Origin of the sequence: Halomonas aquatica, assembly GCF_040196335.1 — a bacterium.
GTDB classification, from domain to species: Bacteria; Pseudomonadota; Gammaproteobacteria; order Pseudomonadales; family Halomonadaceae; genus Halomonas; species Halomonas aquatica.
This window is the reverse complement of record NZ_JBEGCJ010000002.1, coordinates 168,108-192,174: the sequence shown is the minus strand read 5'-3', so window position 1 is coordinate 192,174 and position 24,067 is coordinate 168,108. Positions and strand designations below refer to the sequence as shown.

General features: G+C 65.0%; 22 protein-coding genes. 7 read left to right on the top strand and 15 right to left on the bottom strand.

Features of this window, described 5'->3' with window-relative positions:
* Positions 1-9: 9 nt before the first annotated feature.
* On the top strand, positions 10-1,188 hold the full coding sequence (locus ABE960_RS04065; RefSeq protein WP_349760965.1) for an MFS transporter: 1,179 nt from the start codon (positions 10-12) through the stop codon (positions 1,186-1,188).
* A 2-nt stretch (positions 1,189-1,190) separates the two neighbouring features.
* On the opposite strand, the gene msrA is transcribed toward ABE960_RS04065, so the two are convergent.
* Positions 1,191-1,841, bottom strand: coding sequence for a peptide-methionine (S)-S-oxide reductase MsrA (gene msrA / locus ABE960_RS04060; RefSeq protein WP_349760964.1), 651 nt, complete (start codon positions 1,839-1,841; stop codon positions 1,191-1,193).
* Between the two features lie 178 nt (positions 1,842-2,019).
* Here msrA and ABE960_RS04055 point away from each other — a divergent pair, with 178 nt between their 5' ends.
* Positions 2,020-4,212 (top strand): dihydrolipoyl dehydrogenase family protein, encoded by a 2,193-nt coding sequence (locus tag ABE960_RS04055; protein ID WP_349760963.1) that lies wholly within the window; start codon positions 2,020-2,022, stop codon positions 4,210-4,212.
* Positions 4,212-4,862 carry a CDP-alcohol phosphatidyltransferase family protein gene (locus ABE960_RS04050; protein ID WP_349760962.1) on the top strand — a complete coding sequence of 217 codons (651 nt, stop codon included), beginning with the start codon at positions 4,212-4,214 and terminating at the stop codon, positions 4,860-4,862. Before ABE960_RS04055 ends, ABE960_RS04050 begins: the two co-directional genes overlap by 1 nt.
* Positions 4,863-5,006: 144 nt before the next feature.
* Here ABE960_RS04050 and ABE960_RS04045 read toward each other — a convergent pair whose 3' ends face one another.
* Positions 5,007-5,489 carry an FKBP-type peptidyl-prolyl cis-trans isomerase gene (locus ABE960_RS04045; RefSeq protein WP_349760961.1) on the bottom strand — a complete coding sequence of 161 codons (483 nt, stop codon included), beginning with the start codon at positions 5,487-5,489 and terminating at the stop codon, positions 5,007-5,009.
* Between the two features lie 258 nt (positions 5,490-5,747).
* Here ABE960_RS04045 and ABE960_RS04040 point away from each other — a divergent pair, with 258 nt between their 5' ends.
* Positions 5,748-6,029, top strand: coding sequence for a hypothetical protein (locus tag ABE960_RS04040; RefSeq protein ID WP_349760960.1), 282 nt, complete (start codon positions 5,748-5,750; stop codon positions 6,027-6,029).
* A 139-nt stretch (positions 6,030-6,168) separates the two neighbouring features.
* Here the strand turns inward: ABE960_RS04040 and ABE960_RS04035 are convergent, their stop codons facing one another.
* From ABE960_RS04035 to ABE960_RS03990, 10 genes are all read right to left on the bottom strand, one after another.
* On the bottom strand, positions 6,169-6,636 hold the full coding sequence (locus ABE960_RS04035; protein WP_349760959.1) for an outer membrane lipoprotein: 468 nt from the start codon (positions 6,634-6,636) through the stop codon (positions 6,169-6,171).
* 217 nt (positions 6,637-6,853) lie between these two features.
* The gene (locus ABE960_RS04030; RefSeq protein WP_349760958.1) at positions 6,854-8,452 is read right to left on the bottom strand and encodes an isocitrate lyase; all 1,599 of its coding nucleotides are present in this window, start codon (positions 8,450-8,452) and stop codon (positions 6,854-6,856) included.
* 417 nt (positions 8,453-8,869) lie between these two features.
* A complete protein-coding gene (locus ABE960_RS04025; protein WP_349760957.1) occupies positions 8,870-9,304 on the bottom strand; it encodes a GNAT family N-acetyltransferase in 435 nt (144 codons plus the stop codon).
* Positions 9,305-9,370: 66 nt separating this feature from the next.
* Positions 9,371-10,561, bottom strand: coding sequence for a JmjC domain-containing protein (locus tag ABE960_RS04020; protein ID WP_349760956.1), 1,191 nt, complete (start codon positions 10,559-10,561; stop codon positions 9,371-9,373).
* Entirely contained in the window at positions 10,558-11,937 is a 1,380-nt protein-coding gene (gene purB, locus ABE960_RS04015; RefSeq protein WP_349760955.1) for an adenylosuccinate lyase, read from the bottom strand. Before purB ends, ABE960_RS04020 begins: the two co-directional genes overlap by 4 nt.
* Before the next feature lie 34 nt (positions 11,938-11,971).
* Positions 11,972-12,613: a high frequency lysogenization protein HflD gene (gene hflD / locus ABE960_RS04010; RefSeq protein WP_349760954.1), complete on the bottom strand. Its 642-nt coding sequence runs from the start codon at positions 12,611-12,613 to the stop codon at positions 11,972-11,974.
* Positions 12,610-13,737, bottom strand: coding sequence for a tRNA 2-thiouridine(34) synthase MnmA (gene mnmA / locus ABE960_RS04005; protein WP_349760953.1), 1,128 nt, complete (start codon positions 13,735-13,737; stop codon positions 12,610-12,612). The genes hflD and mnmA overlap by 4 nt, the downstream gene beginning before the upstream one ends.
* Positions 13,738-14,046: 309 nt before the next feature.
* Positions 14,047-14,496 (bottom strand): NUDIX domain-containing protein, encoded by a 450-nt coding sequence (locus ABE960_RS04000; RefSeq protein WP_349760952.1) that lies wholly within the window; start codon positions 14,494-14,496, stop codon positions 14,047-14,049.
* Positions 14,493-15,104, bottom strand: coding sequence for a pseudouridine synthase (locus ABE960_RS03995; protein ID WP_349760951.1), 612 nt, complete (start codon positions 15,102-15,104; stop codon positions 14,493-14,495). Before ABE960_RS03995 ends, ABE960_RS04000 begins: the two co-directional genes overlap by 4 nt.
* Positions 15,105-15,252: 148 nt before the next feature.
* Positions 15,253-17,490: an NADP-dependent isocitrate dehydrogenase gene (locus ABE960_RS03990; protein ID WP_349760950.1), complete on the bottom strand. Its 2,238-nt coding sequence runs from the start codon at positions 17,488-17,490 to the stop codon at positions 15,253-15,255.
* Positions 17,491-17,669: 179 nt separating this feature from the next.
* Between ABE960_RS03990 and icd the strand changes: the two genes are divergently transcribed.
* From icd to clpA, 3 genes are all read left to right on the top strand, one after another.
* Entirely contained in the window at positions 17,670-18,926 is a 1,257-nt protein-coding gene (gene icd, locus ABE960_RS03985) for an NADP-dependent isocitrate dehydrogenase (protein WP_349760949.1), read from the top strand.
* Positions 18,927-19,154: 228 nt separating this feature from the next.
* Positions 19,155-19,511: an ATP-dependent Clp protease adapter ClpS gene (clpS, locus tag ABE960_RS03980; RefSeq protein WP_349761383.1), complete on the top strand. Its 357-nt coding sequence runs from the start codon at positions 19,155-19,157 to the stop codon at positions 19,509-19,511.
* Positions 19,512-19,648: 137 nt separating this feature from the next.
* Positions 19,649-21,925, top strand: a complete 2,277-nt coding sequence (gene clpA / locus ABE960_RS03975) for an ATP-dependent Clp protease ATP-binding subunit ClpA (protein ID WP_349760948.1) — start codon at positions 19,649-19,651, stop codon at positions 21,923-21,925.
* 162 nt (positions 21,926-22,087) lie between these two features.
* Here the strand turns inward: clpA and infA are convergent, their stop codons facing one another.
* The 3 genes from infA to aat form a co-directional block, all read right to left on the bottom strand.
* Entirely contained in the window at positions 22,088-22,306 is a 219-nt protein-coding gene (infA, locus tag ABE960_RS03970) for a translation initiation factor IF-1 (protein WP_040185975.1), read from the bottom strand.
* 137 nt (positions 22,307-22,443) lie between these two features.
* Positions 22,444-23,184, bottom strand: coding sequence for an arginyltransferase (locus ABE960_RS03965; RefSeq protein ID WP_349760947.1), 741 nt, complete (start codon positions 23,182-23,184; stop codon positions 22,444-22,446).
* Positions 23,185-23,245: 61 nt separating this feature from the next.
* Positions 23,246-23,980, bottom strand: coding sequence for a leucyl/phenylalanyl-tRNA--protein transferase (gene aat, locus ABE960_RS03960; protein ID WP_349760946.1), 735 nt, complete (start codon positions 23,978-23,980; stop codon positions 23,246-23,248).
* Positions 23,981-24,067 lie beyond the last annotated feature (87 nt).

The window sequence follows — 24,067 nt, the reverse complement described above, 5'->3', positions numbered from 1 at the left end:
GAGGGTGGCATGATCGCAGCCGGCACTCGCATCTGGTGGCGCGCCACCCTGGCCCTGTGTCTGGGCTCTTTCCTGGTCTTCATCAACCTCTACGCCCCCCAGCCGCTGCTGCCGTCGCTGCGCGAGACCTTCGACGTCTCGACGCTGGCCATCAGCCTGGTGATGTCGGTTTCCACCTTCGCGCTGGCCGCCTCGCTGCTGGTCTTCGGCCCCCTGTCGGATGCCATCGGCCGGGGCGCCATCATGCGCGTTTCCCTGCTGGTGTCAGGCCTGCTCTCCCTGGCGCTGGCGCTGGCGCCGACCTTCGAATCGCTGCTGGCGCTGAGGGCCTTGCAGGGGTTCGTGCTGGGCGGCTTGCCGGCAGTGGCCATCGCCTGGATGGGGGACGAGTTCGAACGACCGGCTCTGCTCTCGGCGGTGGGCCTCTACATCGGCGCCAATACCCTGGGCGGCATCAGCGGGCGCGTGGTCGGGGGTGCCGTGGCCGAGGTCGGTGGGGCGTCGGCGAGCTTCCTCACGGTGGGGGTCATGACGCTGGTCGGGCTGCTGCTGTTCTGGAAACTGCTGCCCCCGTCCAGCGCCTTCACCCCGCGACGCTTCGAGCTGCGCGGGGCCCTGGCCGACCTCCGGGCCCACCTCGGCACGCCTCCGCTGATCGGGGCCTATCTGCTCGGTGGGATCAACTTCATGATCTTCATCAACCAGTACAGCTACATCACCTTCCGCCTGGCGGAGGCACCCTTCGGGCTGGGCACCCGGCTGCTGGGGCTGATCTTCCTGACCTATCTGGGGGGCACCCTCGGCTCGTCCCTCTCCGGGCGGCTGGCCGCCCGCTGGTCGCAACCCGCCTGCATGATGCTGGGGATCCTGATACTCATGGGCGGCACCGCGGTGACCCTGGCCGGGTCGCTCGCCTGGATCATTGCCGGGCTGACGATCAATGCCTTCGGCTTCTTCCTGGCCCACTCCATGGCCTCGAGCTGGGTGGGACGCCACGCTCGGCGGGCCCGCGGCAGTGCCTCGGCGCTCTACCTGGTGTTCTACTACAGTGGCGCCAGCCTGGGCGGATTCTGGCTGGAGCCTTTCTGGCGAGCCGCCGGCTGGAACGGTGTGGCGCTGGCGTCCTGGTTGATGCTGGGGGTGACCCTGGCGCTCGCCGCCTGGCTCTGGCGGGGCGAGCGCCGGTAGTCTCAGGGTGAAGAACTGGCCCCGGCTTCCTCGCCCCAGACTGCCTCCAGCCGGTCTACACGGCCGCAGGAGGCCTTGTAGAAGCGGTAGCGCACCGGATTCTCCTGGTAGTAGTTCTGGTGGTACGCCTCGGCCGGGTAGAAGGCCTCGAAGTCGCTGATCTCGGTGGCGATGTCCCGGTCGAAACGCTCGGCGACGGCCTCTCGGCTTGCCTCGGCCATCGCGCGCTCCTCGGCGTTCATGGGGTAGATGGCACTGCGGTAGGAGTCGCCCTGGTCGCAGAACTGGCGGTTCACGGCGAAGGGGTCGATATTGCGCCAGAAGACATGCAGCAGGGTGCCATAGTCGACCTGGTCGGGGTCGTAGTCGACCTTGACCACCTCGGCATGGCCGGTCCCGCCGGCCACCACCTGCTGGTAGGTCGGGTTGTCTGTATGGCCTCCGGAGTAGCCTGAGATGGTGGCCTTCACGCCCTTCACCTTGTCATAGGCCTCTTCCATGCACCAGAAGCAGCCGCCGGCAAACACCGCGCTGGCCGTTTCCTCGCTGGCCTGGGTGGGGCTTGCCAGGAATAGAGCGGCCGGCAGGGCGACCAGCGCGAGATGGCGCAGAGAAGGCAGGGCAGGCAGGGCAGGAGAGAGCAGATGTTTCATGGGTGGCTCCATTGATGAGTGGCTATTGATTGGAGGCTATCGACCGCGAGGGGTTCCGTATAGTCTTTGTTCAATAATATGACTGCTGTAAGGGAGCGCCCCTCGTCGCGACAGAGAGGCGTTCTCACTCGTGGCAGATGCCATGCCCACTCCAATGCTCATGATCAGGAGCTCCCCCTTGACCCGACGTCGCCTGATACTCGCCGCCGTGATCGCCCTGCTGGTGGCTGCCTACTTCCTCAGCGGGGCCAACGAGGTCCTGACCCTGTCCAGCCTGCAGGCCGAGCAGGCCCGCTTCCAGGATTGGCTGGCCGCCGATCCCCTGACCGTCGCCGGCGGCTTCTTCGTGATCTACGTGGTCATCACCGCGGTCTCCCTGCCTGGGGCCACCCTGCTGACGCTGCTCGGCGGTGCGCTGTTCGGCTTCGGCTGGGGGCTGCTGCTCATTTCCTTCGCCAGCAGCCTGGGCGCGACGTGTGCCGCGCTGATCGCTCGAACCCTGGCGCGGGAACCGCTGGAAAGGCACTTTGCCGCTCAGCTGGCTCGCATCAATGCCGGCATCGAGCGGGAAGGGGCCTTCTACCTGTTCACCCTGAGGTTGATCCCGCTGTTCCCCTTCTTCGTCATCAACCTGGTGATGGGCCTGACCCGCATGCGGCTCACGACCTTCTACTGGGTCAGCCAACTGGGCATGCTGCCAGGCACCGCGGTCTATGTGAATGCCGGCCGTGAGCTGGGCAGCCTGGAGTCGCTGGCCGGTATCCTCTCCCCGGGGCTGATCGGTTCCTTCGTGCTGATCGGCCTCTTTCCCTGGCTGGCGCGTGGCCTGGTGGCCGTCGGCAAGCGGCGCCAGCTGGCCCGTCGCTTCCAGCGTCCGCGGCAGTTCGACCAGGATATCGTGGTGATAGGGGGCGGCTCGGCGGGGCTGGTGGCGAGCTATATCGCCTCGGCCGTCAAGGCGAAGGTGGCGCTGGTGGAGCGCGACCGCATGGGCGGCGATTGCCTCAACACTGGCTGCGTCCCCTCCAAGGCACTCATCCGTGCGGCACGCGTCGCCAGCGAGATCCGCGAGGCACCGCGCTATGGCATCAAGGCCGGGGAGCCGGAGGTGGATTTCGCCACGGTGATGGGGCATGTGCACCGCGCCATTCGCGAGGTGGAGCCCCACGACAGCCGCGAGCGCTATGAGGGACTGGGCGTGGAGGTGATCGCCGGTGATGCCGTCCTCGAGGATCCCTGGCGGGTCCGCATCCGGGAAGCCACCGGGGAGAGGGTGATCACGACCCGCCATGTGATCATCGCCAGCGGGGCCCGTCCTCGGGTGCCGCCGCTGTCTGGCCTGGAGGGGATCGAGGTCCTCACCTCGGACAACCTCTGGCAGCTCGAGGCGCTGCCCGAGCGTCTGGTGGTGTTGGGCGGCGGCCCCATCGGCTGTGAACTCGGCCAGAGCTTCGCCCGGCTGGGCAGCCAGGTATCCCTGGTGGAGATGGGCGAGCAGCTGCTTCCCCGTGAAGACCGGGACGTGGCCGGGGAGGTCGAGACCGGGCTGGACGAGGAGGGCGTGGCGGTGCGCCTCGCCACCCGTGCGCTGCGAGTGCTGTCCGACGATCGCGGCGGCCATGTGCTGGAGGTCGAGGGACGCGATGAACACGGAGAGCCGCGGCTCGAGCGCCTGCCTTTCAGCCATCTGCTGGTCGCGGTGGGTCGCCAGGCCAATGTCGAGGGGATGGGCCTCGAGGCCCTGGGGATCGAGACCCGTGCCGATGGCACCCTGGACGTGGACGACACCCTGCAGAGCGTGCTGCCCAATGTCTGGGCCTGCGGCGACGTGGCGGGTCCCTACCAGTTGACCCACGCCAGCGCTCACCAGGCCTGGCATGCCTCGGTGAATGCCCTGTTCGGCGAGCTCAAGCGTTTCCGCGTGAGCTATCAGGCCCTCCCGGCCGTCACCTTTACCGATCCCGAGGTGGCTCGTGTGGGCCTGAACGAGCGGGAGGCCCAGCAGCAGGGAGTTGAGGTCGAGGTCACACGCTACGCCCTGAGCGAGCTGGATCGTGCCATCGCCGAGGGCAGCACAGGTGGCTTCGTGAAAGTGCTGACCGTGCCCGGCCGTGACCGCCTGCTGGGGGCTACCATCGTTGGCCCGGGGGCGGGAGAGATGCTGGCCGAGTTCACTCTGGCGATGACGCACGGCATCGGGCTCAACAAGCTGCTGGGTACCATCCATCCCTATCCGACCCACAGTGAAGCGGTCAAGGCGACGGCGGGCGTGTGGAAGAATGCTCACAAGCCGGAGCGACTGCTGGGCTGGCTGTCGCGCTATTTCGCCTGGCGCCGTGGTGGCGGCGAGGCCGAGAAGGAGTGGCGCTGATGCTCGATCGCTGGACCATGCCGATGACCCAGGCGCCACTGACGGTGCTGGCCCGCGGCCTTGCGACGCTCAAGGTAAGCCCCGACCAGGTGACGGTGGCGGCCTTCCTGTTCGGCATGCTGGCGCTGCCCCTGCTGGCCCTGGAGTGGTACCTGCCGGCGCTGGTGGCGATCCTGCTCAATCGGCTGGGAGATGGGCTTGACGGGGCGCTGGCCCGGCTGTCCGGTCATGGCAGCGATGCCGGAGGCTTCCTCGATATCGGCCTGGATTTCGTCTTCTATGGGGCGGTGGTACTCGGTTTTGCCCTGGCCGACCCGGCTGCCAATGCCCTGGTGGCGGCCTTCCTGCTGTTTGCCTTCATCGGTACGGGCACCTCCTTCCTGGCCTTCGCCATCATGGCCACCCGCCACGGCCTGGAACGGCCGCGCTTCCAGCAGAAGGCGTTCTACTATCTGCATGGTCTGACGGAGGGGACGGAAACCGTGCTGGCCTTCGTGGTCTTCTGCCTCTTTCCCGACCACTTCCCGCTGCTCGCGACGCTTTTCGCCGCGGCATGCCTGATTACCACCGCCACCCGGTTATGGGGCGGTCACCGGACCCTCAAGGCCTTCGAGGGGGAGGAGCGGCCCGGGGAGGATGTGGCCCCCTGAAGTGCTAAGGGGCCGCGACCAGGGGATCCTGCGAAAACGAGCGGAGACGACAGGGATGCAAACGACAAAGGGGCAGCCGATGGCTGCCCCTTCACGTCATACCGGTTCCGCCGTCAGGCGCTCGGTAGGATCTCGGCGATGCGATCAGTGCTCCTCATCGCCCTCACCGTGCACGTGGCCGTGCTCGAGCTCTTCCTCGCTGGCCTCGCGAACCTCGGCGATCTCGACGTCGAAGTTCAGGGACTGGCCGGCGAGCGGGTGATTGCCGTCGACGGTGACGGTATCGCCTTCCACCTGGGTCACGGTGACCATCAGCGGGCCGCCCTGGGTCTGGGCCTGGAACTGCATGCCGGGCTCGACGTTGTCGACGCCCTGGAAGGCGTCAAGCGGCACTTCCTGGACCAGCTGGGGCTGGACCTCGCCGTAGCCTTCCTCCGGTGCAACCTGAGCCTGGAGCTTTTCGCCGGCAGCGCGGCCTTCCATTTGCTTCTCGAGGCCCGGGATAATGTTGCCGGCGCCATGGAGGTAAGTCAGCGGCTCGCGGCCTTCCGAGCTGTCCAGCACTTCACCTGCATCGTTGGTCAGGGTGTAGTGGAACGCGACAACGGAATTCTGCGCAATCTGCATTGATGAACCTTTCGGTGAGTGCATGTAGCCAGCCATGGTAACGCGGCAATCAAGGGGCTGTCAGGGGCATGGAGGAAATTCAGGATGCCGGAGACGAGCCTGAACGGCATTCACGCCTGTCGATCACTAAGGCCGATTAAGAGGGCCGATCAGGAGAGGGGAGTGACATCGGACTGTTGCGTGGCCTACCGGGCGGGGATACCCTTGCAGGTCACGGATTCTACCCCTCTCTTCGACCACCCTTCCATGGAGTGTGCCATGACCCCGATCCTGATCTGGTTGATCGCCTTCGCTCTGCTTCTGTTTCTCTTCCTGAAGCGCTGGGATGCTTCCGTCAGCCACTTCCTGGACAAGCTGCTTCCCGCGGTGTTGCGCAGCGAGGATGACCGCTGGGTATGGAGCCCGGCACTGGCGGTGCTGATCGCCACCTTCATCGTGCAGCCGGTGGACCTGCTGTTTACCCTGATCATCATCGGCCTGCTCACGCTGATCGGCACCAAGCTTGCCGGCTGGGCCATGAACAAGGTCGACATGCACTGAGGTCATCCGGAGGGCGAGGCGACGCCCGGCCCTGCCGCCTGTCCCACGAGAAAGGCCCGCGGATCACTCCGCGGGCCTTTTCATGTCAGAAGGTTTATGCCATGTCAGCCGATTCATTTAATGCTGCTTGCGGCCGCTCTCAGTAAGGCGCGACGCTGGCGCTCGAGCCGCTGCCGATGATGCGCACGCGCTGGCCCACCTGATAGGCCTGGTCGGCCTTCTGGACGATGACCACGTTCTGGCCATTGTCCTGACGGATCTCGATCTCCCAGGCTGGAATCAGGTTGGCGGACTCCTCAATCCGTGAGCCGGCGACGCTGCCGGCGATCACCCCGGCCGCTGTGGCGAGGGTCTTGCCCGAGCCCCCACCGACCTGATTGCCCAGCAGGCCGCCGATCACCGCGCCGCCGCCGGTGCCGATGAGGCCGCCGGCACGGCTGTCGGCCTGGATCTGCACCCGGCGCAGGGCGGAGATGGTGCCGAAGGTGACGGTCTGGGCCGCCTTGGCCTGGTTGCCGGTATAGACGTTGCCGGAGTAGGGCGCGGTATTGGCGCAGCCAGCCAACGTCAGGGCACCGAGGGCGAGAACGGGAAGAAGGCGCTTCATGGGATATCTCCTTGACGAACACTCGGCCATGGGGGGGGTGGCCAAAGGTTTGTGAACGGTGTTCTTTAATGAGTCTACTCACTATGAACCCGCTTGGCCAGAACTCTGGCTTCCTGATCTCAGTGTAGCGCCTGCTGATGTAAACAATATGAAAAAAGGGAGGCCAAGAAGGCCTCCCCGGGTCCAGCGATCATGTTCGGCGATCAAGCCGGCGGCCTCAGCCGAACTGGTTCATGGTGTTGTCCTTGCCACCGGCCTTCAGCGCCGCCTCGCCATGGAAGAACTCCTTGTGGTCGTCGCCGATGTTGGAGCCGGCCATGTCCTGATGCCTGACGGTGGCGATGCCCTCGCGGATCTCCTTGCGCTGCACGCCTGCCACGTAGGCCAGCATGCCCTCGTCGCCGAAATAGCCCTTGGCCAGGTTGTCGGTGGACAGGGCCGCGGTGTGGTAGGTCGGCAGCGTAATCAGGTGATGGAAGATGCCAGCCTCGCGGGCCCCGTCGCGCTGGAAATTGCGAGTCCATTCGTCGGCAAGCTGGCCGAGCTCGGTCTCGTCGTACTTCGCTTGCATCAGGTCGGCGCGCGCGTAGGCGGAGACATCCTTGCCTTCCTTCTCCCAGGCGTCGAACACCTGCTGACGGAAGTTCAGGGTCCAGTTGAAGGACGGCGAATTGTTGTAGACCAGCTTGGCGTCCGGGCAGGCCTCGCGGATGCGGTTGACCATGCCGGCGATCTGACCGACGTGGGGCTTTTCGGTCTCGATCCACAGCAGGTCGGCGCCGTTCTGCAGGCTGGTGATGCAGTCCAGCACTACCCGGTCCTCGCCGGTACCCGGCTTGAACTGGAAGAGGCCGGAGGCCAGGCGCTTGACCTTGAGCAGCTTGCCGTTCTGCTTGATCACCACATCGCCATTGTCGATGTCCGAGGCGCTGTCGATCTCCTCGCCGTCCAGGAAGCTGTTGTACTGGTCGCCCAGGTCGCCTGGCTCGCTGGTCACGGCGATCTTCTGGGTCAGGCCGGCTCCCAGGGAGTCGGTGCGGGCGACGATCACACCGTCCTCGACGCCGAGTTCCAGGAACGCGTAGCGCACGGCGTTGATCTTGGCGATGAAGTCCTCGTGGGGCACGGTGACCTTGCCGTCCTGGTGGCCGCACTGTTTCTCGTCGGAGACCTGGTTCTCGAGCTGGATGCAGCAGGCGCCCGCCTCGATCATCTTCTTGGCCAGCAGGTAGGTGGCCTCGGCGTTGCCGAAGCCGGCGTCGATGTCGGCGATGATCGGCACGATGTGCGTCTCGTGACTGTCGATGCTGGTGATCAGCTCATCGGCCTTGTTCTGGTTGCCGGCCTTCTTCGCCTCCTCCAGGTCGCGGAACAGGTGATTCAGTTCCCAGGCATCCGCCTGGCGCAGGAAGGTGTAAAGCTCCTCGATCAGCGACGGCACGGTAGTCTTCTCGTGCATGGACTGGTCGGGCAACGGGCCGAATTCGGAGCGCAGTGCGGCGACCATCCAGCCGGAGAGGTAGAGGTAGGAGCGTTTGGTGGTGCCGAAGTGCTTCTTGATGGAGATCAGCTTCTGCTGCCCGATGAAGCCGTGCCAGCAGCCCAGCGACTGGGTGTATTTGGAGCTGTCGGCGTCATAGGCGGCCATGTCCTCACGCATGATCTTTGCGGTGTAGCGAGCGATGTCCAGGCCGGTCTGGAAACGGTTCTGAACCCGCATGCGGGCGGCGTGCTCGGGATTGACGTTGTCCCATTTGCCCTGCTGGGCTTCGCGCAACTGAGCGATAGCCTTGAGTTCGTCTTTGAATGTTGTCATGGGGCCGTCCTTCGGATCAGGAGTGGAATCTCGCGATCGCGTGCCATCACTCGGTGCGCGTCGCTGAAGTCGCCTGCTGCATCATGCGGCAAAGCCTGTTGATTCGGAAAAAGCGTGTCGATTCGGAAAAGCTTTATGCTGCATTTGCGAAGTGCCGTCAGGTTCCACCAGTTGCCCGGGGTTGTCTCTACGGCCTTGGTCGAACCACGGTGAGGGGCCTGGCGGTTTGCCTTCAGCGCATGAGGGCTGGCGACAAACGATCTTTCCCCCCTCTCCATGGTATCCACTATGGCCCTTCATGGCGGGATCGAACAATTGACACTTGGGCGCAGGGGGGGTTGTAACTCGACTACAGGAAGGCAGCGTATCGGGTCATTCCTGTAGTCGAGTGCCGGGGAGAATTCGGTTGGGCCTGACTCAATCGCGCAGAGAAAGGTGCATGTTGCGATGCGGAATTCCGGCGTCGAGGAACTCGCTGCCGACGGCCTCGAAGCCCAGGCGCTCGTAGAAGGCCAGGGCATGGGTCTGGGCGGCGAGCTCGACCCGGGGGTGGCCGTGGCGGCGGGCGGCCTCGATCGCGGCACGCATCAGTGCGGCGCCGATACCCCATCCTCGGGCCTCGGCCAGAACTGCCACCCGGCCGATATGGGCGTCGGGCAGCAGTCGCGCAGTGCCCACTGGGGTGCCGTTCCACAGGGCCAGGAAGTGGCGACAGGCGACGTCTCGTCCGTCCCATTCCTCCTCGATGGGGACACTCTGCTCCTCGATGAAGACGACCCGACGGATCTCGGTGGCGTCACGGCCGAGCTCGGCCCAGTCGCCTTCGTGGATTTCCAGGGGGTGTTCAGGCATGTCGCGCCTCGCTCTTGGTGGTGCTGGTCATGGACCTGGCCCTGGTCATCGGGACGTCGCTCCTGGTTAGTCCTCGAACTCGTCGGCCCAGACGAGGCTGCCGGCATCGCGCAGTGCGGCCAGCAGGGAGGGGGCCTCCTCGAAGGCCAGCAGCGCCGTATCCAGGGGAACCTCGGAGGCCAGCATGCGGGCCAGCGGCAGAGCGCACTCGACGCCGTCTCCGTCGGCGAACAGCGTCGCCCGATGCTCGTCCAGGGCCCGCCAGGCGAAGCGCGAACCGGGGCTTCTCACCAGCGTCTCGCCTTCCTGTAGCGCGGCTACAAGCTCCTCGGCCTCGGTCGGTGTCTCGGTGGGTACCAGTTGGTCGACATACTTGGGCTGGGTCATCACCCGGCCGAACCACTGGGCTAGCTGGGCCGGGTCGTCGAGGGTCTCGAGGATCAGGGTCCGCATGCGGTAGACGGCAGCATCGTCGAGCTCGGCGGGGTCCGCAGGGAGCGCCATGCCGGCGTCACCATAGCGGGTCGAGGCCGGTAGTTGCTCGCCGAGGTAATCGGCGTAGGAGGTGATGGCCTCGTCCGCCGAGGGCGCACGGAAGCCCACCGAGAGCGTCAGGCAGTCATCTGACTGGCTGACGCCGTGGTGGGCCCAGGAGGGGGGCAGGTAGAGCATGTCGCCTGGCTCCAGGATCCAGTCATCGCCGTTGCCGACCTCGAAGTGCTCCAGGATGCGCAGGTCGATGCCCTGGAGGATCGGTGCATTCTCGGGCACCCTGCCGCCCAACTGCCAGCGGCGAGTGCCGCGGCCCTGGAGCAGGAAGACGTCGTACTGGTCGACGTGGGGGCCGACGCTTCCCCCCGGCGGGGCATAGCTGACCATGACGTCGTCGAGGCGCCAGCGGGGCAGGAAGTCGAAATGCTCGAGCAGCGCGGCGACCTCGGGCACGTAGTGGTCCACGGCCTGCACCAGCAGGGTCCAGTCGCGCTCCGGCAGGCGAGCGAAGGTGGCCTCATCGAAGGGGCCATGGCTGACCTGCCAGGGCCGCTCATTCCCCTCAGCATCGCGGCCGTGCTCCTCCACCAGGCGTGCCTCGATGTTCTCCTCGCAGGCGAGGCCGGCCAACTCATCGGGTTCGAGGGGGCAATGGAAGTCGGGGAAGGCGCCACGTATCAGCAGCGGCTTGCGCTGCCAGTGGTCGCGAAGGAAGTCGGCGGCGGTCAGGCCGCCGAGCATGGGTAGCGGGGTATCTGAGGTCATAACTTGCGGGCCTGGACCTCGGCGTTGCCGATATAGGTGGCCGGACTGAGGGCCTTGAGCTCCACCTTGACCTCCTCGGGCAAGTCGAGGGTATCGATGAAAGCCGCGAAGCCAGTCTGGTCGATGCGCTTGCCGCGGGTCAGCTCCTTGAGCTTCTCATAGGGCTTCTCGATGCCATAGCGGCGCATCACCGTCTGGATCGGCTCGGCGAGCACCTCCCAGCTGTTGTCGAGATCCTCCGCCAGGCGCGCCGGGTTGGCCTCGAGCTTGGAGATGCCCTTGAGCGAGGCCTGGTAGGCGATCATGCCGTAGGCCAGGCCCACGCCCAGGTTGCGTAGCACAGTCGAATCGGTGAGGTCGCGCTGCCAGCGGGAGATCGGCAGCTTCTGGGCCAGGTGGCCGAGCACCGCGTTGGCGAGACCCAGGTTGCCTTCGGAGTTCTCGAAGTCGATGGGGTTGACCTTGTGGGGCATGGTCGAGGAGCCGATCTCGCCGTCCACGGTCCGCTGCTTGAAGTAGCCCAGGGAGATGTAGCCCCAGACATCGCGGTCGAAGTCGAGGAGGATGGTGTTGAAGCGGCAGATCGCGTCGAACAGCTCGGCGATGTAGTCGTGGGGCTCGATCTGGGTGGTATAGGGGTTGAAGGTCAGGCCGAGGCCCTCGACGAAGCTCCGGGCATTGGTCTCCCAGTCCACCTCGGGGTAGGTCGCGAGGTGTGCGTTGTAGTTGCCCACCGCCCCGTTGATCTTGCCGAGGATCTCGACGGCCTCGATCTGCTTCAGCTGGCGGCGCAGGCGATAGGCGACGTTGGCCATCTCCTTGCCGAGGGTCGTGGGGGTCGCGGTCTGGCCATGGGTGCGCGAGAGCATCGGCTGGGCGGCGTGCTCCTGGGCCAGGCGGGCAACCTCGTCGGCGATCTGCTGCATCATCGGCAGCAGCGTCTTCAGGCCGTCGGTCAGCATCACGCCGTGGGAGAGGTTGTTGATGTCCTCGCTGGTACAGGCGAAGTGCACGAACTCGGTGACCGCATGCAGCTCCGGCTGATCGGCGATCTTCTCCTTGATGAAGTACTCCACCGCCTTGACGTCGTGGTTGGTGGTGCGCTCGATGGTCTTGATGCGCTCGGCGTCCGCCAGGGAGAAGTCTCGCAGCAGGGCTTCGAGGTGCGCCGTGGCCTCAGCGGAGAGCCTCGGCACCTCGGTGATCTGCGGGTGCTCGGCGAGGCGCTGCAGCCAGCGGATCTCGACGATGACGCGGGCGCGGATCAGGCCGAACTCGCTGAAGTGCTCGCGCAGGGCACCGGCCTTGGATTCGTAGCGGCCGTCCACGGGGGATAGGGCGGTGAGGGCGGAGAGGGGAAGGGAAGCGGCTTGCATGGGTCGGGTTCCGGTCAAGGGAGGTGGAAAGGGGTCAGCCCAGCTGGTCCAGGGACTTCTTCAGGGCGCCACGCTGGAAGACCAGTTTCCAGCGCCGGCCCCCCTGCTGGTGCCAGAGCAGGGCGAAGCGGATGCCGGCGAGCAGGATGGCGCGGACACGCTCGGGCATCATGCGGCTCTGCAGCAGCGAGGGGTCACCCTGGACGACGATGCGCGCCTTGAGCGTCGAGAGCGTCTCCTGGTAGGCCTCGCCGAGACTGGCGATGACGTTCTCGTGAGTCTCGCCGAAGTGCTCGGCCTGACCCTGGATACGGGTCAGGTGCGTCCCCAGGTCGTCCATCATGGCGTCGTTGGTGCGCAGCTTGTTCATCAGCATCAGCATCAAGAAGCCGTAGCGCAGCACCACCGGATTGACCTGCTGGCGGCCGACCACGCCCTCGAGCACCTCGAGGCCGCGGCGCAGGTTGTTGGGGTGGCCGCCGTAGATCGCCTCGAAGCTGTCTGGGTTGGTGTCCAGGGTGGCGCGGATCAGGGTCTCCCAGGCACGCTGGTCGGTCTGTCCGGTGCGGGCGAGCTCGTCGACCAGGCTGGCGGCCTGGAAGACGCCGGCCAGCGCCAGAGCCTGGCGGGCCGACGGGGTATCCGGGGCGCGGTGGATCGGGGTCGAGGCAGTCATTGGGCAGGCTCCGTGGCGTTCCAGGTCTCGCGGATCACGCCGCCACCGAGGCAGATCCCGCCGTCATAGAGGACCAGCGACTGCCCCGGGGTGACGGCGCGCTGGGGATCATCGAAGTGCACCTCGACGCTGCCATCCTCACCCACGCGCATGGTGCAGGGTACGTCGGCCTGGCGGTAGCGGGTCTTGGCCGTGTAGCGACCCTCGGCGGCGGGCGCCTCGCCGGCCACCCAGTCCATGGCCTCGGTGGCCAGGCTGTCGGTATAGAGCAGCGGATGGTGCTTGCCCTGCACCGCCACGAGCACGTTGCGCTCGAGGTCCTTGGCGGCCACGTACCAGGGGGCATCCGGGTGGTCGGCCAGCCCGCCGATGCCGAGCCCCTGACGCTGGCCCAGGGTGTAGTACATCAGCCCCATGTGCTCGCCGATCACCTCGCCCTCGGGCGTCTTGATCACACCGGGCTGGGCGGGCAGGTACTGCTTGAGGAAATCGCTGAAGCGGCGCTCACCGATGAAGCAGATGCCGGTGGAATCCTTCTTGCGTGCGGTCACCAGATCATGGCGCTTTGCGATGGCGCGTACCTCGGGCTTCTCGAGCTCGCCTACCGGGAAGAGGGTGCGCGCGATGGCGGCCTCCGGCACGGCGTGCAGGAAGTAGCTCTGGTCCTTGTTGGGATCGAGCCCCTTGAGCAATCTCGGGCGAACGTCGCCATGTCCCTGGCGGACCCGTCCTTGTCGAACATAGTGGCCGGTGGCAATCTTCTCGGCCCCGAGCATCTCGGCATACTCGAGGAATACCTTGAACTTGATCTCGCGGTTGCAGAGGATGTCCGGGTTGGGCGTGCGGCCCGCCTGGTACTCGGCCAGGAAGTGCTCGAAGACGTTGTCCCAGTACTCGGCGGCGAAGTTGGCGGTGTGCAACGGGATTCCGAGCTTATGGCATACGGCCTCGGCATCCGCCAGGTCCTCCTTGGCGGTGCAGTATTCCGTGCCGTCGTCCTCATCCCAGTTCTTCATGAACAGGCCTTCGACCTCGTAGCCCTGCTCGAGCAGCAGCAGGGCGGATACGGAGGAGTCGACGCCGCCGGACATGCCGACGATCACCTTGCCTGTGGTGGCGGTCATGGGCGCTCTCGAATCGGGTGTGTCGCAAATGGGCGGGGATTATACATGATCTTGCCGTCAGGCGCCGAGCGTCGATCCGGATGATGGCTCGGCGCTTGCACTCCGCGGCCTTCCCGTCGACAGCCCTTCGAGGAGGCGCTGTGAAACCCTCCATGGGCGCTACCGACGCCCTGCGGCGTTCTCGCATCCTGCGCCACTTGCAGGGCCGGTGCTGACCATCCATGGTCAGCCCGTTCGGAGCAATGCTCCTCACCCCTGGCGCAGGACCTCCTCTTCGGCCTGAGCCCGGCGCCTCTCGATGCTCGGCGCTTATCTTTCGTGAATCACGTCCATGGGGTAGAAGCGGCTCGCCAGGGCATCGCGGATTCGCCGCATCACCAGGGGGCTGCGCAGGCGGCGTTCACGCTCCAGCTCCTCGATCTCCTCCAGGGTCAGCCAGTGCACCGCGAGGATGGCCGGGTCCAGGTCGTTGCCCAGGTGAGCCAGTGCCATGCCGAAGAAGCTGTGGCTGTGGAAGGTCAGGCCGTCCGGGGTCCGGTATACGTACATGCCCAGATAGTCGGTGATGCCGACCTGCCAGGCGGTCTCTTCGCGCAGCTCCCGCAGCGCGGCTTCCTGAATACGTTCGCCGGGCTCCAGGTGGCCGGCAGGCTGGTTGTAGAGGGTCTCTGGCCCACCGCGGGCCTCCTCTACCATGAGGAAGCGACCGGCGCGTTCCACCACGGTGGCCACGCTGATATAGGGTTGCCAGCGGCTCATCGTCGGCCTCCTTTTCCTTGGTTCCGGCGACGCCCCGTCGCGGGCTTGCGCGGGGCATGCAGGGTCTCGCGGCGCCACTCGCCGGGGGCCAGGCCGTCAAGCCGCCAGGGGCCGACGGCCACGCGCACCAGCCTCAGGGTGGGGTGGCCGACGTGGGCGGTCATGCGCCGTACCTGACGGTTGCGCCCCTCGGTAATGGTCAGCTCCAGCCAGGTGGTGACCGGATGGCGCCGAGGGTCCAGGGGCGGCTCGCGCTCGGCCAGGTCGCTCGACACCAGCTGACGGACCTTCGCCGGGCGCGTCCTGCCGTCCTTGAGTTCCACCCCCTCGCGCAGCGCCTGGAGTGCGGCTTCGCTCGGCGCTCCCTCCACCTGGACGCGGTAGGTCTTGGGCTGCTTGTGGCGGGGGTCGCTGATGCGGTGGATCAGCTCACCGTCGTCGCTGAGCAGCAGCAGCCCTTCGGAGTCGTAGTCCAGGCGCCCGGCGGCATAGACCCCCGGTACCGAGATGACGTCGGCCAGGGTAGCGCGGCGCTCCGCTTCGTCGACACGACGGTCGGTGAACTGCGAGAGCATGCGGTAGGGCTTGTGCAGCAGGTAAAGGTTCATCGTGTCCTTCCACTATACCGAGTGCCTGACGCCAATCAACGCCCGATGCCATAACGCAACGGCTCCCCTCCGCCAAGGGGCGGACGGGAGCCGGAAGAGCCGCCCGCAGAGGGCGGCAAGAGGGCGGCTGGTCGCCCCGGTCGATACTTCAGCCCTGGGCGACCAGCGCCAGGGCGTCGTTCAGGGTCTTGCTGGGGCGCATGACGGCACGCGCCAGCTCGGGATCTGCATGGTAGTACCCCCCGATCTCCACCGGGTGCCCCTGCACACCGTTCAGCTCTTCGAGAATGATCGCCTCGTTGGCCATCAGCGTCTCGGCCAGGCGCGTGAAGAGTTTCTTGAGTTCGGCGTCCTCGTCCTGGGCAGCCAGGGCCTGGGCCCAATAGAGGGCCAGGTAGAAGTGGCTGCCACGGTTGTCCAGCTCTCCCGCCTTGCGGGAGGGCGACTTGTTGTGCTCGAGGAACTCACCGGTAGCCTTGTCCAGCGCCTCGGCCAGCAGGGTCGCGCGGGTGTTGCCGAACTGCTTGGCGAGATGCTCCAGAGAGGCCCCCATGGCGAGGAACTCGCCGAGGCTGTCCCAGCGCAGGTGGTTTTCCTCGAGGAGCTGCTGCACATGCTTGGGCGCTGAGCCGCCGGCCCCGGTCTCGAACATGCCGCCACCGGCCATCAGTGGCACGATGGAGAGCATCTTGGCGCTGGTGCCCAGTTCCAGGATCGGGAACAGGTCGGTGAGGTAGTCGCGCAGGATGTTGCCGGTCACCGAGATGGTGTCGAGGCCGCGGACAACGCGCTCGAGGGTGTAGCGCATGGCCCGGACCTGGGACATGATCTGGATGTTGAGACCGTCGGTGTCATGCTCCTCGAGGTAGGCCCTGACCTTCTTGATCAGTTCATTCTCGTGCGGGCGGTAGGGGTCGAGCCAGAATACGGCCGGCATGCCGGAGTCACGGCAGCGCTCCACCGCCAGCTTCACCCAGTCGCGGATCGGCGCATCCTTGACCTGGCACATCCGCCAGATATCGCCTTTCTCGACGGTCTGGGCGAGCAGCACCTCGCCGGTCTCCAGGTCGGTGATGTTGGCGACACCGGCCTCCGGGACCTCGAAGGTCTTGTCGTGGGAGCCATACTCCTCTGCCTTCTGGGCCATCAGGCCAACGTTTGGCACGGTGCCCATGGTGGCGGGGTCGAAAGCGCCATTCCATTTGCAGAAGTTGATCATCTCCTGGTAGATCCGCGCGAAGGTCGACTCCGGCATTACCGCCTTGACGTCCTTGAGGCGGCCGTCGGCGCCGTACATCTTGCCGCCGGCACGAATCATGGCAGGCATCGAGGCGTCCACGATCACGTCGCTGGGCGAGTGGAAGTTGGTGATGCCCCGCGCCGAATCCACCATGGCCAATTCCGGCCGCTGGTCATGGCACGCGTGCAGGTCGCGGATGATCTCCTCGCGCTGGGTCTCGGGCAGCGTGTCGATCTTCTCGTAAAGGCTCGCCATGCCGTTGTTGACGTCGACCCCCAGTTCCTCGAACAGTGCGCCGTGCTTCTCGAAGGCGTCCTTGTAGAAGATCTTCACGCAGTGGCCGAACACGATGGGGTGCGAGACCTTCATCATCGTCGCCTTGACGTGCAGGGAGAACATCACACCGGTCTTGCGAGCATCCTCGATTTCTCGCTCATAGAACTCGAGCAGCGCCTTCTTGCTCATGAACATGCTGTCGATGACCTCGCCCTCGAGAAGGGATATCTCGGGCTTCAGTACTCGGGTCTGGCCACTGTCGGTGATCAACTCCATCTTCACGTTGCGGGCGCGATCCAGGGTCATCGACTTCTCACCGTGGTAGAAGTCGCCGCCGTGCATGTGAGAGACGTGGCTGCGCGAGGCCTGGCTCCACTCTCCCATGTGATGCGGGTACTTGCGTGCGTATCCTTTGACGGCCTTGGGTGCACGGCGGTCGGAGTTCCCTTCACGCAACACCGGATTGACGGCACTCCCCCTGACCTTGTCGTAGCGGGCCTGGATGTCTTTCTCTTCGTCGCTCTTCGGCTCGTACGGGTAGTTCGGCAGGGGATAGCCCTGTCCCTGCAGCTCCTTGATGGCCTCATCAAGCTGCGGCATGGAAGCGCTGATGTTGGGCAGCTTGATGATGTTGGCTTCCGGCGTCTTGGCCAGGGCGCCCAGTTCGGCCAGATGATCCTCGACACGCTGGTCCTGGGCCAGATAGTCGGGAAATTGCGAGAGAATCCGTGCCGCCAGGGAGATGTCGCGAGTTTCCACGTCGATTCCGGCAGCGTCGGTGAAGGCGTCGATGATCGGTAGCAGCGAGTGGGTCGCCAGCGCAGGCGCTTCGTCGGTAAAGGTGTAGATAATCTTCGGCGTTTGGGGCATGGGGCTTGGATCTCTCTGGTCTCTGCGGTGGCATGGGATGGGGCAGCCATGCGCGGGCGCCCCGGCGGATGTGGATAAGGCTATCAAGATTGTCGACAAGTGTCCCGCGAAGCTTACCCCCGGTGGAGGGGGAGTGGTATACTTCCGCCCCACTCAATAGACCAAAAGGGGAGTTCGCAATGGGGTTCAACAAGATCGTCGTTCCCGAGAGTGGCCAGAAGATCACCGCCAACGCCGACAACACCCTGAACGTGCCGAACAATCCGATCATCCCTTACATCGAGGGTGACGGCATCGGTGTCGACGTGACGCCGGCGATGATGATCGCCATCGATGCCGCCGTGCAGAAGGCCTATCACGGCGAGCGCAAGATCCACTGGATGGAAGTCTACGCCGGCGAGAAGGCCACTCACGTCTATGATGCCGATACCTGGATGCCGGAAGAGACCCTCGAGGCGGTCAAGGAATACGTGGTGTCCATCAAGGGCCCGCTGACCACGCCGGTGGGTGGCGGCATCCGTTCCCTGAACGTTGCCCTGCGCCAGAAGCTCGACCTCTACGTCTGCCAGCGTCCGGTGCGGTGGTTCGAGGGCGTGCCGAGCCCGGTCAAGAAGCCGGCCGATGTTGACATGGTCATCTTCCGCGAGAACTCCGAGGACATCTACGCCGGCATCGAGTGGAAGGCCGGCAGCCCGGATGCCGACAAGGTTATCAAGTTCCTGCGCGAGGAGATGGGTGTCCAGAACATCCGCTTCCCCGAGAACTGCGGCATCGGCGTCAAGCCGGTGTCCGTCGAGGGCACCAAGCGTCTGGTGCGCCAGGCCCTTCAGTACACCATCGACAACGACCGCGAGTCGCTGACCCTGGTGCACAAGGGCAACATCATGAAGTTCACCGAGGGGGCCTTCAAGGACTGGGGCTATGAGCTCGCCAAGGAGGAGTTCGGCGCCGAGCTCCTCGACGGTGGTCCCTGGATGACCATGAAGAACCCGAACAATGGCAAGGAGATCGTCATCAAGGACGTCATCGCCGACGCCATGCTGCAGCAGATCCTGCTGCGTCCGGCCGAGTACGACGTCATCGCGACCCTGAACCTCAACGGTGATTACATCTCCGACGCCCTGGCGGCGGAGGTGGGCGGTATCGGCATCGCGCCGGGCGCCAACATTTCCGACACTACCGCCATGTTCGAGGCCACCCACGGCACCGCGCCCAAGTACGCCGGTCAGGACAAGGTCAACCCGGGCTCGCTGATCCTGTCTGCCGAGATGATGCTGCGTCACATGGGCTGGGTCGAGGCCGCCGACCTGGTGCTCAAGGGCATGGAGAAGGCCATCTCCAAGGGCGAGGTCACCTATGACTTCCATCGCCAGATGGACGATGCCAAGCTTCTGAAGTGCTCCGAGTTCGGCCAGGCCGTCGCCGACAACATGTAAGTCGCGACGCAGGACCCGGGCCCCCGTCCGCCGTGTGGCGGATGGGGGTCCTTTGCGTTGAGGTACCCTGATGTCGACAGTGACAGTGAACCCTGCCGGCGCGGCGGCGTCCAATCAAGGTTGAGATGATCGGCGGCGCTCGGCTTGTCGAGATGGATAGTGGCTCTTATGGTCAATAGAGACGACGAGATGGTTTGGCGATCGTGGCAGGCCCCCCCGACAGGAGGCATGACGTGCCCGCCCAGCCCTGAGAGAACAGGTCCTGAAAGACCAGGCCCCGAGGGAGATGACGGTGACCTGGCGGTACAGCACGCCGACCCCGAAGTGGCGCGTCCTTCCATGTACAAGGTGGTGCTGCACAACGATGACTTCACTCCCATGGAGTTCGTGGTCGAGGTGCTGCAGACCTTCTTTCGTATGGACAGCGAGGCCGCGGTGCAGGTCATGCTGACCGTCCATACCCGTGGCAAGGCGACGTGCGGTGTCTTCACACACGACATCGCGGAAACCAAAAGCCATCAGGTCAATCAATATGCAAGAGAGTGTCAGCATCCGTTGTTGTGCGACATCGAGGCGGCGGACTGAACGGCATGGTCAAGGAAGGCCTGCGGTGTGCCAGCGTTGAAGGGAGACTTGCAACGGCGCCGTTTGTACCCGATGTTGATGATGCCGGACCATGAATGATCCGACGCGAAGCCCTGAGCGGCGAGAAGGGGACTGACATGCTGAGTAAAGAACTAGAACTGACCCTGAACACGGCATTCACCGTGGCCCGCTCCAAGCGCCACGAGTTCATGACCGTGGAGCACCTGCTGATGGCGCTGCTCGACAATGCCTCTGCGGCGGACGTGCTGCGTGCCTGTGGGGCCAACCTCGACAAGCTGCGGTCCGATCTGCAGGATTTCATCAATTCCACCACGCCGCTGATCCCCGAAGACCAGTCCGATCGGGAGACCCAGCCGACCCTGGGTTTCCAGCGCGTACTGCAACGCGCGGTCTTCCATGTCCAGTCTTCCGGCAAGAGTGAAGTCACTGGCGCTAACGTGCTGGTGGCGATCTTCTCCGAACAGGAGAGCCAGGCGGTCTATTTCCTGAAGCAACAGAACGTTGCGCGGGTCGATGCCGTCAACTACATCGCCCATGGCATCTCCAAGGTGGCAGGACATGGCCAGAGTCAGGCCTCTCCCTCTCCCGAGGCCGAGGAGGCCGAAGAAGGTGGTGCCGAGACCGGTTCCAACCCCCTGACCAGCTATGCCACCAACCTCAACGAGCAGGCGCGGCTGGGCAAGATCGATCCGCTGATCGGTCGCGACCAAGAACTGGAGCGCGTGGTGCAGATCCTGGCGCGCCGCCGCAAGAACAATCCGCTGCTGGTGGGCGAGGCCGGGGTCGGCAAGACCGCCATCGCCGAGGGGCTAGCCAAGCGCGTGGTCGAGGAAGACGTGCCCGAGGTGATCGGCGACGCGGTGGTCTACTCGCTGGACATGGGCGCGCTGCTGGCCGGCACCAAGTATCGTGGTGACTTCGAGAAGCGCCTCAAGAACCTGCTGGCCGAACTGCGCAAGCAGACCAACGCCATCCTGTTCATCGACGAGATCCACACGGTGATCGGCGCGGGTGCGGCCTCCGGCGGTGTCATGGATGCCTCCAACCTGCTCAAGCCGCTGCTCTCCTCTGGTGAGTTGCGTTGCATAGGCTCCACCACCTTCCAGGAGTACCGCGGCATCTTCGAGAAGGACCGGGCCCTGGCTCGCCGCTTCCAGAAGGTCGATGTCATGGCACCTTCGGTGGAAGACACCACCCGGATCCTCAAGGGGCTGCGCTCGCGCTTCGAGGAACATCACCAGCTCAAGTACACCGATGCGGCCCTTGAGAGTGCGGCACGGCTGTCGGATCGCTACATCAACGACCGTCACCTCCCCGACAAGGCCATCGACGTGATCGACGAGGCCGGTGCTCACCAGCGGCTGCTGCCGCCAGAGGTTCGCGTCGATACCATCGACGTCGACCAGGTCGAGGCCGTGGTGGCGTCCATCGCGCGGATTCCGCCGAAGAGCGTCTCCAGCTCCGACCGCAAGCTACTGGCCAATATCGATCGCGATCTCAAGATGCTGGTGTTCGGTCAGGACGAGGCCATCGACGGCCTCGCCGCCGCGATCAAGCTGTCGAGGGCCGGCCTCAAGTCACCGGACAAGCCGGTAGGCAGCTTCCTGTTCGCCGGTCCGACGGGGGTGGGGAAGACCGAGGTGGCCCGTCAGCTCTCGCACATCATGGGCATCGAGCTGGTGCGCTTCGACATGTCCGAGTACATGGAACGCCACACCGTGTCACGGCTGATCGGCGCGCCTCCCGGCTATGTCGGTTATGACCAGGGTGGCCTGCTCACCGAAGCGATCACCAAGCAGCCCCACTGCGTGCTGCTGCTCGACGAGATCGAGAAGGCTCATCCCGAGGTCTTCAACCTGCTGCTGCAGGTCATGGACCATGGTCGCCTGACCGACAACAACGGCCGGGAAGCGGACTTCCGCCATGTGATCCTGATCATGACTTCCAATGCAGGGGTCGAGCAGGCCACGCGGCGTTCCATCGGCTTCCAGAGCCAGGACCACTCCACCGATGCCATGGAGGTGATTCGCAAGACCTTCTCGCCGGAATTCCGGAACCGCCTGGACGGCATCATCCAGTTCCATGCCCTGCCCACCTCGGTGGTGCGCAACGTGGTGGACAAGTTCCTGGTGGAGTTGCAGGCGCAACTCGACGAGAAGCGGGTCCAGCTCGACGTGGACGATGCGGCACGGGAATGGCTGGCCGAGAAGGGCTACGACCCCGACATGGGCGCACGCCCGATGGCCCGCCTGATTCAGGAGAAGCTCAAGAAGCCGCTGGCCGAGCTTATCCTGTTCGGTGAACTCGCCGAGCAAGGCGGTGTGGTGCACGTCAGCGTGGAAGCAGGCGACCTGCATCTGGCTACGGAGTCGGAGCTTGCCGACGCGCCCTGATCGGGATCAGTCGTCCGCCGGTCCACAGCGCCCTGTCTTCGGACGGGGCGTTGTTCGTTCAGGTGACGCAGCGCGGGAGGAAGCGGACGCGAAACGGGTCAATTACGTCGCATTCGAGACTCGATGGACGGTCGGTCCGGGCCCTGCTGGCTCGACCGATGCTCAGCGGGCGCGGTAGACGATCCGGCCCTTGGACAGGTCGTAGGGGGTCAGCTCGACCTTGACCTTGTCGCCGGTGAGGATGCGGATGTAGTGCTTGCGCATCTTGCCAGAGATGTGGGCAGTGACCACGTGACCGTTCTCGAGCTCGACGCGGAACATGGTGTTGGGAAGGGTATCGACGACGACGCCTTCCATTTCGATATGGTCTTCACGTGCCATATAGGCGGTTCCTCGCTGATGATGACGAAAAATGCAGATGGCACGGTGCCAAGGTCTAGCCACCGATGCCGACAGGATAGCGCGATATTGTGCCGCATGCCGCGCGTCAAGGCAAAGGAACCCTTGCCCGGTTGCGTCTACAGTGCGGAGATCATGCGTCGCCAGTGGCGACCGTCGAGCATCTCCAGCGGCTGGAAGGCCTGCTTGTAGTTCATCTTGCGGCAATCGCGGATCCAGTAGCCGAGATAGACATGGGGCAGCCCCTGCTCGAGGGCGCGCTGGATCAGCAAGAGAACGGCCAGGGTGCCTAACGAACGGCGCTCCAGCTCGTGTGCGGGGTCGAAGAAGGTATAGATGGCCGAGAGGCCATGCTCGAGTTGATCGAAGGCCGATACGGCTACCAGGCGGCCGTCGAGGCGGAGTTCCAGCAGTCGGGCATAGGTCTGGTCGAGGGTCAGGAAGGAGCGATACTGCTCGTGGCTCGGTGGATACATGTCGCCATCGGCGTGACGGACCCTCACGTAGTTGGCATAGAGGGCATAGTGCTCGGCATCGAAGAGTGCCGGGCGTTCGTGCAGGGTGATATCGGCATTGCGGTTCATCAACTTTCGCTGGGTGCGGTTCGGCGAAAACTCGTCCACCGGGATGCGTACCGAGACGCAGGCGTTGCAGGCATCGCAGTGTGGACGATAGAGGTGGTGGCCGCTGCGACGGAAGCCGAGCAGTGCCAAGGCATCGTACACCCCCTGACCCGGCGATTCCTGGGGGTCGAGGAACAGTGTGGTGGCTTCACGACCCTCCAGGTAGCTGCAGGCATGGGGAACGGTCAGGAAGAAGCGCAGGTCCCGGACCGGCTGCCGGGGGGCATTACTGCTCAAGTCTGCCATCTCCTCTGTGTCATTGGCCCGGGATTCAGTGTTCCGGGTCTCGGTGGTCGGGTCATGCATGGGTGCCGACCGCATCGAAAGACCAGGCCGGCGCGATGACGCCCATGCCCGCCTCAGGGCCGTCATGCAGAGGTTCACCCAGCCACTGATCAAGATAGCCGATGAACTCGCTTCGGGCGATATCCCTGGCGCCCAGGCTGGCCAGGTGCGCGGTGTGCATCTGGCAGTCGATCATCCGGCCATCTCCGGTGGACATGGCCCTCGCCAGTTCCACCAGGGCGACCTTCGAGGCATCGGCTTGCCGCGAGAACATCGACTCGCCGAAGAATACCGGCCCCATGGCCACGCCATAGAGGCCGCCCACCAGACTTCCGGCATGCCACACCTCCACCGAGTGGGCCGCGCCGAGCCGGTGCAGTCGTCCATAGGCCGTGCGCATCTCGGGGGTAATCCAGGAGCCGGGCTGGCCATCACGAGGTGTCGCGCAGGCCGCCATCACTTCCTCGAAGGCGCTGTCGGCGGTGATCCTGAATCCTGCGTTGCGTAGCCGTTTGGCGAGGCTTCGCCGCACGCGGATTTCTTCGGGAATCAGCACCATGCGGGGATCCGGGCTCCACCAGAGGATCGGCTGGCCATCGCTGAACCAGGGGAAGATGCCGCGGCGATAGGCGGCCAGAAGCCAGTCCGGTGTCAGGGCGCCTCCTGCAGCCAGCAGACCGTCGGGGTCGCGCAGGGCAGACTCGACAGGCGGGAAGCAGACGGGATGATCGGGTAGCCAGGGCAGCATGGAGCGTCTTCCTCGTTGGCGGCCGCCCAGTCTGCCGCGGGGTGATGTTCTGCTCAAGGCTGGGCTCAAGGCATGCTCGCCCCTGTG